The organism is Azospirillum oleiclasticum, from assembly GCF_013423485.1.
Classification (GTDB): domain Bacteria; phylum Pseudomonadota; class Alphaproteobacteria; order Azospirillales; family Azospirillaceae; genus Azospirillum; species Azospirillum oleiclasticum.
The window spans coordinates 142382-157447 of the sequence record NZ_JABFFR010000003.1; the positions used below are offsets into that span (position 1 = coordinate 142382).

The window sequence follows — 15066 nt, forward strand, 5'->3', positions numbered from 1 at the left end:
TGGTATAATTGCCGCATATTCATGGAAGCCAAATTGGGGCGGGAATTGGGCCAACGCTCAATTCCGTGATGGTCCGCGGATGAGGCTTGGCGACAGGGCAACAGCGGTGTATCTTTCCGGCAACATCCAACGTGGCCGGAGCCCATGTCGATCCCGTCCAACGACACAGCCTCATCGCGGTGGCGGCAAGTGCTGCAATGGGCGGCGCGCGTCGGGCTGGCCAAGCGGCTGGCGGTGGCGGCGAGCCTTGCCGCGATCGTCGCCGGTCTCGCCACCTACGCGGCGCTGACCGAAAGCCCGCCCTTCGGGCAGGCAGACCCGGCGACGATCACGCTGCTGCTCACCCTGGATCTGGCGCTGCTGTCGGTGCTGGCGGTGCTGATCCTGCGGCGGATCGTCAAGATCTGGATGGGACGGCGGCGCGGGGCCGCGGGGTCGCGGCTGCATGTCCGGCTGGTGCTGGTCTTCAGCGTGCTGGCGGTGGCCCCGGCCATCATCATGGCCGTCTTCTCGGCGATCTTCTTCTATGTGGGCGTGCAGTCCTGGTTCAGCGACCGGGTGCGCACGGCGGTCAACGAATCGCTGGCCGTCGCCACCGCCTACCTGCACGAGCACCAGCAGAACATCCGCGCCGATGCGCTGGCGATGGCGAACGACCTGAACCAGGAGGCGGTGCGGGCGTCGGGCGATCCCGGCCGTTTCGAGCAGATCGTCAACACCCAGGCCCTGCTGCGCGCGCTGTCGGAGGCGATCGTCTTCAACGGCACCACCGGCCGAATCCTGGCCCGCTCCGGATTCTCCTTCGCGCTGGAGTTCGACCCCATCCCGGAGGAGTCGATCGAGCAGGCCCGCCGCGGCGACGTGGCGATGATCCTGGCGGAGAACGACGACCGGGTCCGGGCGCTGGTCCGGCTCGACCGCTTCGTGGACACCTATCTCTATGTCGGCCGGCTGGTGGAGCCGCGGGTGCTCAACCACATGCAGTCGGCCCAGGGCGCCGTGCGCGAATACGCCGAGATGGAGGGCGAGCGCGGCAGCCTGCAGATCACCTTCACCCTGGTCTTCGTCGTGGTGGCGCTGCTGCTGCTGCTGGCCGCGGTGTGGGCGGGGCTGAATTTCGCCACCCAGCTCGCGCGGCCCATCAGCGCGCTGATCGGAGCCGCCGAGCGGGTGCGCGCCGGCGACCTGACCGTGCGGGTGAACGAGCCGCCGGGCGAGGACGAGCTCGGCCTGCTGTCGCGCGCCTTCAACCGCATGACCACCGAGATCGAGACCCAGCGGCGCGAGCTGCTCCAGGCCAACCAGCAGCTCGACGAGCGCCGCCGCTTCACCGAGACGGTGCTGTTCGGGGTGTCGGCGGGCGTGATCGGGCTGGACATGGACGGGGTGGTCAACCTGCCCAACCTGTCGGCCGCCCGGCTCCTCGGCATCGACGATCCGGAGCAGATGATCGGCCACAAGCTGGCCGAGCTGTCGCCGGAGATGGCGGAGCTGCTGGAGAACGGGCCGAAACGCCCCGGCCGGATCGTGCAGGACCAGATCCAGATCCGCCGCACCGGCCGCGCGCCGCTGACGCTGCTGGTCCGGATCGCCGCGGAAGGGGCGGGGAAGGAGGTGCGCGGCCATGTCGTCACCTTCGACGACATCACCGAGCTGGTCTCCGCCCAGCGCAAGGCGGCGTGGGCCGACGTCGCCCGCCGCATCGCGCACGAGATCAAGAACCCGCTGACCCCCATCCAGCTCTCCGCCGAGCGGCTGCGCCGCAAGTACCTGAAGGAGATCACCGGCGACACCGAGGTCTTCACCATGTGCACGGACACCATCGTCCGTCAGGTGGACGACATCCGGCGCATGGTGGACGAGTTCTCGGCCTTCGCCCGTATGCCGCAGCCGGTGATGAAGCCGGTCAACATCAACGACCTCGTCCGGCAGGCGGTGTTCCTGCAGTCGAGCGCGCACGCCGGCAAGGTCAAGTTCGAGATGGCGCTGCCGTCCGGCCCGCTGACCGTGCCCTGCGACAGCCGCCAGATCTCCCAGGCGCTGACCAACCTGCTGCAGAACGCGGTCGATGCCATCGAAGGGCGCACGCCGCCGGAGGAGGGGGGCGGTGAGCTTCCGCCGGGACACGTGTCCGTGCATGTCGATCTCGGCGCCGACACGGTGGCGTTGGTGGTGGAGGACAACGGCAAGGGCCTGCCGTCCGACGAGCGGCACCGGCTCACCGAGCCCTATGTGACGACGCGGGCGAAGGGCACCGGGCTGGGCCTCGCCATCGTCAAGAAGATCATGGAGGACCATGGCGGCGAGCTGACCCTGGAGGACCGCGAAGGCGGCGGGGCGCGCGTCGGACTGGTGATTCCGCAAACCCGGTCGGCGGGCGGCGAAGCGGACGCCGCCCCCGACGACAGGCCGGCGGAGGCCGGCGCTTCTCAGAGGCACGTGGCGCATGGCGCATGACATTCTGATCGTCGATGACGAGGCGGACATCCGGATGCTCATCGCGGGCATCCTGAACGACGAAGGCATGAAGACCCGGGAGGCGGCGGACAGCACCCAGGCCTTTGCCCAGGTGGGGGCGCGGCGGCCCAGCCTCGTCATCCTCGACATATGGCTCCAGGGCTCGAAGCTCGACGGCTTGCAGATCCTGGAAGGGCTGAAGCGCGACCACCCCAACCTTCCGGTCATCATGATCTCCGGTCACGGCACCATCGAAACGGCGGTGTCGGCGATCAAGCAGGGCGCCTACGACTTCATCGAGAAGCCGTTCAAGACCGACCGGCTGATCCTGATGGTCGAGCGCGCCATCGAGGCGGCGCGGCTGCGGCGTGAGAACGAGGAGCTGAAGCTGCGGGCCGGCGGCGATGTGGAACTGGTCGGTCGCTCCGCCACCGTCAACCAGGTCCGCCAAGCGATCGAACGGGTGGCGCCCACCGGCAGCCGCGTTCTGATCACCGGCCCCGCCGGCTCCGGCAAGGAGGTGGTGGCACGCCTGATCCACCAGCGCTCGCGCCGCGCCACCGGCCCCTTCGTCGGGCTGAACTGCGCCACCATGCGGCCCGACCGGCTGGAGATGGAGCTGTTCGGCACCGAGGCCGGGGTGGACGGGCAGGGCCGCAAGATCGGCACCTTCGAGCAGGCGCACGGCGGAACGCTGCTGCTGGACGAGGTGGCCGACATGCCGCTGGAAACCCAGGGCAAGATCGTCCGTGCCCTGCAGGAGCAGGTGTTCGAGCGGGTCGGCGGCGGCCACCGGGTCGAGGTGGACGTGCGGGTGCTCGCCACCTCCAACCGCGACCTCCAGGCGGAGATCGAGGCCGGGCGCTTCCGCCAGGATCTCTACTACCGCCTTGCCGTGGTGCCGATCCGCGTGCCGTCGCTGGGCGAGCGACGGGAGGACATCCCGCTGCTGGCCCGCCACTTCATGCAGCGGTCAGCCGACGCCGCCGGCCTGCCGTCCCGCGAGTTCGGCGAGGATTCGATGGCGGCGCTTCAGGCCTATGATTGGCCCGGCAACGTCCGCCAGCTCCGCAACGTCGTCGACTGGCTGCTGATCATGGCGCAGGGCGATCCGAAGGAGCCCATCCGCGCCGACATGCTGCCACCGGAGATCGGCGCCATCACCCCCACCGTGCTGAAGTGGGACAAGGGCGGCGAGATCATGGGGCTGCCGCTGCGCGAGGCGCGCGAGGTGTTCGAGCGGGAGTATCTGCTGGCGCAGGTCACGCGGTTCGGCGGCAACATCTCCCGCACGGCGGCCTTCGTGGGTATGGAGCGCTCCGCCTTGCATCGCAAGCTGAAATCGCTGGGCGTGCACGGGAACGACAAGGGCAAAGCTTTCGTGGACTGACACATTTCGTCACGGCCTGCCCGCTGTGCGGGATCATCCGAAAGGTGTAGCATCGTACCCCAACGTTGAGGGTAGGGGGCGGCGGTGCGGCTGCGGCGGGTTCATGGTCACGATCCGGCGGGAGCCGGGGGTTTGGTGTCGCGTCGGCGCGGCTTGCGGATCGACCGGCGGTCCGACGTCGCGGCGCTGGTCGACCGGCAGTTCGACCGCCACGACCACGCGCGGCCGGCGCAGGTGGCGGCGTTCACCGCCGCCTTGAAGCCGTCGGAAGACCGGCTGATGGCGCTGCAGACCGCCGGCAACCCGATGCAGTGGACCGATCAGGTTTTCATCGAGGCCAAGTGGCTGCTGCATTACACCACCGACTGGGGCCGGCTCGACCGTGAACTGGGCCGCCTGTCCCAGAGCTTCGAGCGGCCGGACCAGGCGGTCGCGGTGCAACAGTCGCCCATCGACGGAGCGTGGGGTCAGGCCTACGCCGAGTGGTTCCTGAAGCTCGACGCCAGCATCGACGGGCTGAACGAGCTGGCCGACGCCGGGGCCGACGCCGCCTATCCGCTGGCCTTCCTTGCCCCGGTTTCCACGATGGACGGGATGCAGGCGACGCTCGGCGCGCTGCGCTGCTCCGACATCGTCGTCACCGGCCTGGACAACCGCGACGCCTTCGGTTCGCTCACCACCTTCCTGTCGGAGGTGCTGTTCAAGAAGGGTCTGCGCGCTTGCATCGAGCAGCACACCACCGGCTTCACCATCACCGACGCCATGGTGGACTCCTACCGCGCCTGGCAGGACGGCTGGCAGGATCCGGAGACGGGATTCTGGGGCGCCTGGTACCGGGACGGGCACCGCACGGTGAAGGCCCCGGACCTCAGCTTCACCTTCCACACCGTGTCCTATCGCCGAGGCAAGGTCGAGCTGTGGCCGCGCATCATCGACACGCTGCTGGGCATGAAGGACTGCGGCTATCCCTATGGCTGGAAGTCGAACGGGCGTTACCTGAACCACAACAACTACGACGTGGTGAAGATCCTCGGCTACGGCTGGGCGGAGGCGACGGACGCGCAGCGCACGGCGGCGTCCGCGGCTATCGGCGAACTGCTCGACTGGTGCCTGACCAGCTCCCTGCAACCCGATGGGAGCTTCGCCATCGATCCGGATGCTTACAGCAGCGTCGCCGACGCCTTCTATTACGGCGTGGTGTTCCTGGACATCTGCGGATACTGGGACAAGGCCAAGCGCTTCTGGACCGACCAGGACTTCCCGGACGCCAAGGCCAAGGCGGCGCTGATCGCCGGGCGGATCCGGGCGCTGGGGTTGACAGAGGAGTCGGCGAAGGCGGCACTGGCAATCGTGGACGCGGTCGTGTCCTGACGGTACTCGGCTCGGTACGTCCATGCGACGAATGAAGCAGGCAGTCATGAGAGATTTCATCGTGTTCTCCTGGAACCTCCAAGTCTTCGGGGCCGAGAGAGCTCAAAACAATCATATGTACGTTGCCGAAAAGGTCGCGGAAGCGATTAAATTGATCGACGGATGGAAGACGAAGCCGTTCATCGGCTTTTTCCTGGAGGTCATGGGGGCAAAGTCAAGCGCCAAGAAAACCTTGGAGCTTCTGATGAAATCGATCGAAGATACGTTGGCGGTCAACGGGAAGCTGATAGGAAAGGTCGTCGGTTGCGATGCATCGGACAACAAGGAGGAGCATATCATCGTCATAAGCCACCGCATGACCGTGGAATTTTCGACCCTCGACGTGCGCAGTGTTATCGACAAGTATGTGATCGAGGATGTTGTCAAGGCATGTCTGAACCTGGAGCTTATCAACGAAGCGAAGAAGAACAGCAAGAGCCCGAGCATGGGTTCCCTCATCCCCATATCGATCAAGACACAAGACGGGCAGGTCGCGAACGTTGTCCGATCCAGCCGCACCAGCAAGCCGAACCCTTGGCTGTTCGGACCTCCAAGTGGAACGCCATCGACATTTGATACTTTGACAAAGGAAAGTGAATTTGATTTCACATTGTCGTCAATGACGAACACGACGAAGGACCATTTGGGTCTCATAAAGAATATGTTCATAAATGCCAAATACAGTGATCGGCGCAAAGAAATAATAGCGGCAGCTGCGACGAGAGAAGGCTCATCTCTCAGTGCAGACGCAGTGATCGAGCTGGTTGTCAAGAATTTGGGCGATGGCACGAACGCTTATTATTCGTCGCCCAAAATCCAGGACGCGATGAAGTTTTGTCGGGATCCGAGCTGGTATCGCAACGGTGTGATCTGTCGATGCAGCGCCCTGATCGGCGGAGCCGATATCCGGATCGCTGCGATCCATGCCCCCGGCCCGAAATTCTCGAATGTTCCCGAGGTGCCACGATCGATCAAGGAAGCAGCAGCCGGTAAGAACATTGATATTCTCATCGGTGACTTCAATGTTCGCTCGGCTCTTGGCGACGCCGACTTCGTGGACTGTGCAAAATCGTGGAATACGGGAACGACGATTTCCAAGTCCATCATGGCGTTCGGCGAGTCGAAATGGGACCGGATTCTCCTGCGTACCCAATCGGGCCTCACCTGTCTCACCGCCGACCCACTTCTTCCCGGCTTTGGCAAGGGCAAGGAAAAGGACACGATCAAGGAACTCAGCGATCACGGGCTGGTCATCGGCTACATAACGCGGGCCGCGAGCAATGTTTCCGCGTTCTTCCGATTGGGCGACGACATCAATCCGCTGACGAAGCGCAAAGGCCACGACATCGACGAAGATGAGCTCCGCAGCGACACGGACAGTGATGCGGAACAATCGTCGATGATGACATCGCACACCAGGAAGCCACCCGGACCCGATGACCGCAAGAAGATCTTCGTCGCGAAGAAGACCGAGAGCCTGTCCGGCGGTAAAGGCAAACCGTCGGCCGACGTCATCGTCGCCATGTCGGTCAAGAAGAAAGGGGCGCCGGGCGGCACGGGCCAGTGATGGCCACCATCGACCACCGGCGGCATGTCATCTCAGCCGCTTCCCGCCGCCGCCGGCCGGTGCTACCGTTCCCGCGCTGTAACCAGAAGCCCAGCATCAGGGGCGGAGTGGCATGAAGGTCATCATCTGCGGCGCCGGTCAGGTCGGCTCGAACATCGCGAAGTACCTCGCGTCGGAGGGCAACCACGTCACGGTGATCGATCAGGCGCCGGAGCTGATCCAGCGCATCCACGACACTCTCGACGTGCAGGCCATGGTCGGCTACGCCTCGCATCCCGATGTGCTGGAGGCTGCCGGGGCGACCGAGTCCGACATGATCATCGCGGTCACCCAGACCGACGAGGTCAACATGGTCGCCTGTCAGGTCGCCCATTCGCTGTTCAACGTGCCGACCAAGATCGCGCGGGTGCGCAACCAGTCCTACCTGAAGCCGATCTGGGCCGACCTGTTCAACCGCGACCATCTGCCGATCGACGTCATCATCTCGCCGGAGATCGAGGTGGCGCGGGCGGTGTCGCGCCGGCTCCAGGTGCCGGGCGCCTTCGACATGATCCCGCTGGCGGACGGCAAGGTTCGCGTCATCGGCGTGCTGTGCACCGACGCCTGCCCGATCCTGAACACGCCGCTGCGCCAGCTCACCGGCCTGTTCCCCGACCTCAACATCGAGGTCGTCGCCATCATCCGCAACGACAAGCCGATCATCCCCGGCGGCAACGACCAGATGCTGGTCGGGGACGAGGTGTATTTCGTCTGCGACGCCAAGCACCTGACCCGCGCCATGGCGGCCTTCGGCCATGAGGAGGGGGAGGCGCGGCGCATCATCATCCTGGGCGGCGGCAACATCGGCCTGTGTCTGGCGGAGGAGCTGGAGGCCAAGCAGGGCCAGGTCTCCGCCCGCGTCATCGAGGTGAACCGCACGCGCGCCCAGTATGTGGCGCAGCGCCTGTCGCGCACCATGGTGCTGCACGGCGATGGCCTCGATCCGGAAATCCTGGAGGAGGCGAACGTCCGCTCCACCGAGACGGTGGTCGCCGTGACCAACGACGACGAGGGCAACATTCTCGCCTCCCTGCTCGCCAAACGCTACGGCTGCCAGCGCGCCATCACGTTGATCAACAAGACCACCTATTCGGCTCTGGTGACGCCGCTGGGCATCGACGCCATCGTCAGCCCGCGGGCGATCACCGTGTCGACCATCCTACAGCATGTGCGGCGCGGGCGGATCCGGTCGGTGCACAGCCTGCGTGAGGGATTCGCCGAGATCATCGAGGCGGAGGCGCTGGAAACCTCCACGGTGGTGAACACGCCGCTCAAGGACGTGAAGCTTCCGTCGGGCGTCATCGTCGGCGCCATCGTCCGGGGGGACGAGGTGATCATCCCCCGTCCCTCCACCATCATCCGGCCGAAGGACCGGGTGATCATCCTGGCGGCGGTGGGGCAGGTGAAGAAAGTGGAGAAGATGTTCGCCGTGCGGCTTGAATTCTTCTGATACTCGCGGGTAACATGTCAGCCTGCGAATGGAACGATCAGCGAATGCTCCGGAATTCATCCTGGCCACGGGCGTCGGTATGCCGTTTCGGGCATCCACGTGGCGGCCATGACCCTCTAGGCCCACGAGAGGCCGGAACCCATCCGGTGGAATCGGCATGACCGCGGCCGTCGCGGTGCCGCGGGCGGTTCTCTACGACTGGGACAACACGCTGGTCGATAACTGGGGCACCATCCTCGCCGCCATCAACCACACGCTGGTCGCCTTTGGAAGGGAGCCGTGGACGGTCGCGGAGTCGCGGCTGCGGGTGAAGCAGTCGCTGCGCGACAGCTTCCCGCGCATCTTCGGCGACCGCTGGACCGACGCGCGCGATGCCTTCTACCGCTACTTTGAACAGCACCATCTGGAGCACCTGAACCCCCTGCCGGGGGCCGCCGAGCTGCTGGCCGCTCTGCACGACAAGGGGGTCTATCAGGCGGTGGTGTCCAACAAGAACGGCCGCTACCTGCGGGCCGAGGCCGACGCTCTGGGCTGGAGCCGCTATTTCGGCCGGCTCGTCGGCGCCCAGGACGCGGCGTTCGACAAGCCACACGGCGCCCCCGTTCTGATGGCGCTGGAGCCGGCGGGCATCCCGGCCGGTCCGGACGTGTGGTTCGTCGGCGACGCCGACATCGACATGGAATGCGCGCATGGGGCAGGTCTCCTCCCCGTGCTCGTTGGTGAGGCGGACGGGGAGGGTTTCATGACTTTTCCCCCCACCCATCGATTTGCCACCTGCGACGCACTCCGTGCCTTGGTGTGCGGGGGTGGCGACACCATATCCGTTCCGGCGATTGCCGAGGCGGTGCAACGGTCTCCCCGATCCGACCGGTCGGGGGGCGGGTCCTTGTGATGGGACCCCAAGAACATGCAAGAAGGGGGCAGCCAATGTCCGAAAAGAGTCAGAATGTACAGGACGTTTTCCTCAATCACGTCCGCAAGAACAAGACTCCCGTGACCGTCTTCCTGGTGAACGGCGTCAAGCTGCAGGGGATCATCACTTGGTTTGACAATTTCTCGGTGCTGCTCCGACGAGATGCGCATTCGCAGCTCGTGTACAAGCATGCGATCTCCACCGTCATGCCCGCCCATCCCATTCAACTGTTCGAGCCCCCCAAGGAAGGTGAAAGCGACTGATACTATGGCCAACGGCAATCCGGCCGAGCGTGATGGCTCCGGCCGCGCCGTGGTGGTCCACCCCGTTCTCCGCACCGACGCGGACGGGGATCTGCGTTCGCCCGCCGCCCGTCTTGACGAGGCGGTCGGGCTCGCGCGCGCCATCGAACTCGACATCGTCCACGCCGAATGCGTGCGGGTGACGCGTCCGCAACCGTCCAGCCTGTTCGGCTCGGGCGCGGTCGACAGCCTGCGCGCGACCGTCGAGGAGCATGAGGCGGGGCTGGTGGTCGTCGACCACGCGCTGTCGCCCGTGCAGCAGCGCAACCTCGAAAAGGCCCTGAAGGCCAAGGTGATCGACCGCACCGGCCTGATCCTGGAGATCTTCGGCGCCCGCGCCCGCACGCGGGAAGGCCAGCTCCAGGTCGAGCTGGCGTCGCTCACCTACCAGCGCTCGCGCCTCGTCCGTTCCTGGACCCACCTGGAACGGCAGCGCGGCGGCTTCGGCTTCCTGGGCGGCCCCGGTGAATCCCAGCTCGAAATGGACCGCCGCCTGATCGGCGACCGCATCGTGCGCATCAAGAAGGAGTTGGAGGAGGTGCGGCGCACCCGCGGCCTGCACCGCAAGGCGCGGGCGAAGGTGCCGTACCCGGTGGTGGCGCTGGTCGGCTACACCAACGCCGGCAAGTCCACCCTGTTCAACCGGCTGGCCAACGCCGACGTGTTCGCCAAGGATCTGCTGTTCGCCACGCTGGACCCGACCATGCGGCAGGTGACGCTGCCGTCGGGGCGAAAGGTGATCCTGTCCGACACGGTGGGATTCATCTCCGACCTGCCGCACGGGCTGGTCGCCGCCTTCCGGGCGACGCTGGAGGAGGTCGATTCGGCCGACATCATCCTGCATGTCCGCGACATCGCCCATCCCGACAGCGACGCCCAACGCGTCGACGTCGAGACGGTGCTGCGCGAGATGGACATCGACCCGGACAGCGACGACCGTGTGGTGGAGGTGCTGAACAAGGTCGACCAGCTCGACGGGGAGGAGCGGGCCGTGGTGCTGGCGCAGTGCCGCCGCGACGACCGCAAGGTCGCGGTGTCGGCGCTGACCGGGGAGGGGATCGACGCGCTCGACGTCCTGCTCGACCGCCGCATGAACGTCAACCGGCAGGTCGTGGACCTCTCCGTCGGGCTGGCCGACGGGGCGGCACTCGCCTGGCTGTACGACAAGGGTGAGGTGCTGGAGCGGCACGACGACGAGGACCACGCGCATCTGCACGTCTCGCTCGACCCGGCCGACCTCGCCCGCTTCGAAAAGCGCTTCGGACCCCCGCCGTCGCCTTGAGCGGCGGCGGTTTCCGGTTCTGCACCGCCGCCGTGAGCGGCGGCGGTCAGCCGGCGCTGCGTCGCATGCCCGCCATCCAGCGTCCGGCGGCGTAGAGGTTGAGCGCCACATAGGCCAGCGACCCCACCACCCCCATGACCAGCCCACCAAGCTGCTGGTCGGCAAGCGGCGAGAGGCCCCAGGCCAGGGTGGTGGTGGTGTGGTAGCCGAACAGCGGCTCGGGCGCGAAGATCAGCAGCGCCGCCAGCATCGCCAGATGCACCGATGTGCCGAGCGCGGACAGCAGTCCGCGCGCGCGCGTTCCCGAATCGCCGCCCACCAGCACCGACCGCCACGCCGCCAGCGCGCCGACGAACAGCGTCGCGTGCATCAGCCACAGCACCGCATCGGATCGCAGGGCGGCCATATAGGGCCCCGGCAGATGCCACACCCACAGCGTCACCCCGAACAGGCCCCAGGCCAGCTCCGGCACTGCGAAGGGCCGGGCCAGCGACCGCAACCATCCCGGCCAACGCACGGCTCCCGCCGGCCACGCCAGCACCAGCAGCGGCGCGGCGATCTGGATGGTCAGCAGATGCTGCACCACCCGCGCCGCGAAGAGGGCGGAGGTCAGGTTGCAGAGCGGTGACACGAAGGCGACCAGCAGCACCAGCCAGGCGGCTGCGAATCCGAGCACTCTCCAGGACGCCGGAGGCTCCGTCGACCGCCGCGACACCCAGGCAAGACCGACAGCCGCCAGCGCGAAGGCGGCCAGCAGCGGCGGGTCGAGGTTCCACGCCGCCGCCAGTTGCCCCGGAACGGGGGGGCTGCCGCAATAGGGCACGAAGGGAAAGGATTCGACGGGCATGTGATGGCCTTCCGGAGGAGTTGTCCCTTCCAATGCGCATCGCGGGCCGCGGTTCCATTACGATCCGCGACAACCGTGCAACCTTCGGCAAAGAGCATGGCGCGGCGCGTTCGTCTGTCATAGTCTTGGCCGACTTTCCGTATGGGGACATCCTTTGGTGCCGGCCGCCTCCTTCCGATGCGCCATCGCTCTGGCCGTGGCGTTGTGCGCCGCGACGACAGCGCGCGCTCAGGACCCGGAGGTGGCACCGGAGGATCCGCTGCCGCCGCCGCCACCGGAACTGCCGGTGGCCCCGGCCGGGCCGATCGCCACCGCGCCGGACGCGCGCGATCTGTTGAGGGAGTGCGGGGAGGCGGCCTTCACCGACTGTTTCCGCCTGTGGCGCCCCCCGCCACCGCCCCCACCGGTGCCGGAGCCACCGCCGTCCGCCGCCTCCACCGCGGGCATTCCGCCGGGCGCGCCGCGGGAGCCGGCGGCGGGCGGGCTCGCCTCGACGCCCGGCCCGCCGCCCCCGGCCGCCACCGCCGAGGACCAGGCCACCTACGACGCGCTGGTCCGCGCCATGAAGGAATCCGGCCTGGACGGCAAGATCCTGCTGCCGCCGCCGCCCCTGGGCGGTGCCGCCCCCTCCGCTGCCCCGCCACCGCAGAAGGCGCCGAAGTGACCGTGACCAGCCCCCCCATCCCCGATCTCGACCGCGTGTCCGCCATCATCGCCGAGGTGGCGCAGGCCGCGATCATGCCGTACTTCCAGAGGCTGCGCGCCCAGGACATCCGCGAGAAGACCGGCCCCACCGACCTCGTCACCGCCGCCGACGAGGAGGCGGAGCGGATGCTGACGCCGCTCCTGGCCGCCCTGGTGCCCGGCAGCGTGGTGGTGGGGGAGGAGGCGGTCTCGGCCGACCTGCGGGTGCTCGACCGCATCCACGGCGAGGAGCCGGTCTGGATCATCGATCCGGTGGACGGCACCATCAACTTCGCCGCGGGCAAGCCGGCCTTCGCCGTGATCGTCGCCTACGTCGCCGGCGGACGCACGCTGGCTGGCTGGATCCACGATCCCGTGACCGGGCGGACGGCGCAGGGCGCGGTCGGGCAGGGGGCTTGGCTGGATGGCCGGCGGATCCATTTCGACGAACCTGTTCCGCTGCCGCGGATGGTGGGCGCGCTGTCCACGCGGTTCTGCTCGGATGAACGCAGGGACCGGCTCGAAGACCGGGCGCCGGGTCTCGGCGGCATCGCCTACCTGTCCAGCGCGGCGCAGGAGTATCTGCGCATGCTGGAGGGAAGCAGCCACTTCTCGCTGTACCACCGGCTGATGCCGTGGGACCACGCCGCCGGCGTGCTGCTCCTGGCGGAAGCCGGCGGCTGGTCGGCCACCGACAACGGCGTTCCCTATTCCCCCACGGTGATGTCCGGCACCTTGATCAACGCCCGCGATCGCGAAAGCTGGACGCTGCTGAAGGAGTATCTGCTGGGCTGACCTGCTTCGTACGCAAGCACCGGCGCCGGGTACGGCCCGGCGCCGGACCGCCGCGGCTCAATGCGACATCAGCGCCGGGATGTGCATGGTGCGCAGGATCGTGCGGGTGGCGCCACCCAGCACCATCTCGCGCAGGCGGGAATGGCCGTAGCAGCCCATCACCAGCATGTCCGCCCCCACCTGACGCGCGCCGTCGAGGATCGCCTCGCCGACATCGCCGTCGCGGTGCAGCTGGGCCTGATGGTGCGTGCGCACGCCGTGCCGTTCCAGGAACACCATGATGTCGCGCGCCTGGTCCTCGCCCCGGCCTCCCGGCGGCTCCAGGGTCAGCACCGTCACCCGGTCGGCGGCGGTCAGGAAGGTCATGGCGTTGCGCACGGCCAGCGACGCCTCCCGCACATTCTTCCACGCCACCACGATGTGCTTGCCGAATCCCGCGGTCGCCGGCTGGTCGTAGGGCAGGACCAGCGTGGGGCAGGGCACCTCCAGCGGCAGGCGGTCGGGCACCTGCAACAGCACACGGTCCTCCAGATGGGCCGGATGCGACTGGGTGACGATCGCGAGGTCGGCATAGACGGCGCGGGCGGCGAGCTGCTCGACATGGTCGCCCTCCTCCACCGTCCAGGAATAGGAGCAATCCTTCAGCGCGGCGCGGACCTCGCGCTCGACCTCCTCCGCCTTCTCGTGGGCGATGGCGGTCGCCTCGGCCAGAAAGGCGTAGGAGGCGCCGCGGCCGGTGACCGCCGCGGGCATCGTCACCGGCGAGGCGATGTACAGCACCTCCACGAAGGCATCGAAGCGCTTGGCGAGGGCCACCGCCGTCTCGATGCGGGCGCCGTGGCGCTCGTCGTTGGCCATGTGGAGCAGGATGGTCTTGATTGGCATGGTCGCGTTCGTCCCTGAACCCGCCCGGCGGGCATGTCACCGGTGAAGGTAACGCCCGCCGGAGCCGAATGGCAACGACCGTCGGTTCAACGGATCGTCACGGCGTAGCGCTCGACCGGCTCGACCTTGGGGATCATGCCGCGCGCCTTCAGGAATTCGGCAAAGCGGGCGTAGCGGGCGGGGTCGAGCGCCGCCGGGCTGTGGCTGAAGCGCGGCAGCGTGTCGCGCCAGGCGCGGCGGTTCAGCTCGTCGTCCAGCTCCGGCCGGCCCTTGATGAAGAGCTGGCGCGCCTCCTCCGGGTGGTTGAGAAGGAAGAGGGTGGCCTTCTCCACCGCCTCCAGGAACGGCTTGATGCGGGCATCACCGGTCTTGTCCTGATGCGCGACCAGGATCAGCTCGTCATAGGGCGGTACCCCCTCCTCCTCCGGGAAAAAGGCGCGGCCGGGGCGCTTCTCCAAATCCATCTGGTTCAGCTCGAAGTTCCGGAAGGCGCCGACGACCGCGTCGACCTGGCCGGCCAGCAGGGCCGGTGACAGGGAGAAGTTGACGTTCACCAGCGTCACGTCCTTCAGCGACAGCCCGGCGTTCTCCAGCATGGCGCCGAGCAGCGCGTCCTCGAACCCGCCGACCGAGAAGCCGACCTTGCGGCCTTTCAGATCCTTCAGGCTCTTCACCGGCCCGTCGGCGAGCACGACGACGGAGTTGAGCGGGGTTGACACCAGCGTGCCCACGCGCACCAGCGGCAGCCCTTCCGCCACCTGGATCTGGAGCTGCGGCTGGTAGGAGACGGCAAGGTCGGCCCGGCCGGCGGCCACCAGCTTCGGCGGGTCGTTGGGGTCGGCGGGCGCGATCAGCTCGACATCCAGTCCGGCGGCCTTGAAGTCGCCGCGCTCCTGCGCGACCAGCAGTGGCGCGTGGTCGGGGTTGACGAACCAGTCCAGCAGCACGGTCAGCTTCTGCTGCGCCATCGCCGGCGTGGCGGTGAGCAGGCAGGCGGCCAGCAGGGTGCCCTTCAGGACGGCGGCCGGGGCGAACGGCTTCATGG

The 15066-nt window shown here is 67.4% G+C and carries 13 protein-coding genes; 10 read left to right on the forward strand and 3 right to left on the reverse strand.

Annotation, left to right across the window (positions count from 1 at the left end; all coding sequences use genetic code 11):
• Nucleotides 1-144: 144 nt before the first annotated feature.
• The 8 genes from HL658_RS05735 (at nt 145) to hflX (ending at nt 10810) form a co-directional block, all read left to right on the forward strand.
• The gene (locus HL658_RS05735; RefSeq protein ID WP_180280976.1) at nt 145-2457 is read left to right on the forward strand and encodes a sensor histidine kinase NtrY-like; all 2313 of its coding nucleotides are present in this window, start codon (nt 145-147) and stop codon (nt 2455-2457) included.
• Nucleotides 2447-3847, forward strand: coding sequence for a nitrogen assimilation response regulator NtrX (gene ntrX, locus HL658_RS05740; RefSeq protein WP_180280977.1), 1401 nt, complete (start codon nt 2447-2449; stop codon nt 3845-3847). Before HL658_RS05735 ends, ntrX begins: the two co-directional genes overlap by 11 nt.
• Nucleotides 3848-3982: 135 nt before the next feature.
• A complete protein-coding gene (locus HL658_RS05745; protein ID WP_180280978.1) occupies nt 3983-5218 on the forward strand; it encodes a hypothetical protein in 1236 nt (411 codons plus the stop codon).
• Between the two features lie 46 nt (nt 5219-5264).
• Entirely contained in the window at nt 5265-6824 is a 1560-nt protein-coding gene (locus HL658_RS05750; protein ID WP_180280979.1) for a hypothetical protein, read from the forward strand.
• 112 nt (nt 6825-6936) lie between these two features.
• Complete coding sequence (trkA, locus tag HL658_RS05755; RefSeq protein ID WP_180280980.1) at nt 6937-8313, forward strand: Trk system potassium transporter TrkA; 1377 nt, start codon at nt 6937-6939, stop codon at nt 8311-8313.
• A gap of 157 nt (nt 8314-8470) precedes the next feature.
• Nucleotides 8471-9205 carry an HAD family hydrolase gene (locus HL658_RS05760; RefSeq protein ID WP_180280981.1) on the forward strand — a complete coding sequence of 245 codons (735 nt, stop codon included), beginning with the start codon at nt 8471-8473 and terminating at the stop codon, nt 9203-9205.
• A gap of 35 nt (nt 9206-9240) precedes the next feature.
• Nucleotides 9241-9489, forward strand: coding sequence for an RNA chaperone Hfq (gene hfq / locus HL658_RS05765; protein WP_029007945.1), 249 nt, complete (start codon nt 9241-9243; stop codon nt 9487-9489).
• A 4-nt stretch (nt 9490-9493) separates the two neighbouring features.
• Entirely contained in the window at nt 9494-10810 is a 1317-nt protein-coding gene (gene hflX / locus HL658_RS05770) for a GTPase HflX (RefSeq protein WP_180280982.1), read from the forward strand.
• Nucleotides 10811-10856: 46 nt separating this feature from the next.
• Here hflX and HL658_RS05775 read toward each other — a convergent pair whose 3' ends face one another.
• Nucleotides 10857-11657 carry a cytochrome c oxidase assembly protein gene (locus HL658_RS05775; protein ID WP_180280983.1) on the reverse strand — a complete coding sequence of 267 codons (801 nt, stop codon included), beginning with the start codon at nt 11655-11657 and terminating at the stop codon, nt 10857-10859.
• Nucleotides 11658-11814: 157 nt separating this feature from the next.
• Between HL658_RS05775 and HL658_RS05780 the strand changes: the two genes are divergently transcribed.
• Both HL658_RS05780 and HL658_RS05785 read left to right on the forward strand, forming a co-directional pair.
• Complete coding sequence (locus HL658_RS05780) at nt 11815-12321, forward strand: hypothetical protein (RefSeq protein WP_343055019.1); 507 nt, start codon at nt 11815-11817, stop codon at nt 12319-12321.
• Between the two features lie 2 nt (nt 12322-12323).
• Nucleotides 12324-13136, forward strand: coding sequence for an inositol monophosphatase (locus HL658_RS05785; protein ID WP_180281281.1), 813 nt, complete (start codon nt 12324-12326; stop codon nt 13134-13136).
• A gap of 57 nt (nt 13137-13193) precedes the next feature.
• On the opposite strand, the gene HL658_RS05790 is transcribed toward HL658_RS05785, so the two are convergent.
• Both HL658_RS05790 and HL658_RS05795 read right to left on the reverse strand, forming a co-directional pair.
• Complete coding sequence (locus tag HL658_RS05790; protein WP_180280985.1) at nt 13194-14021, reverse strand: universal stress protein; 828 nt, start codon at nt 14019-14021, stop codon at nt 13194-13196.
• 86 nt (nt 14022-14107) lie between these two features.
• Complete coding sequence (locus HL658_RS05795) at nt 14108-15064, reverse strand: ABC transporter substrate-binding protein (RefSeq protein ID WP_180280986.1); 957 nt, start codon at nt 15062-15064, stop codon at nt 14108-14110.
• Nucleotides 15065-15066 lie beyond the last annotated feature (2 nt).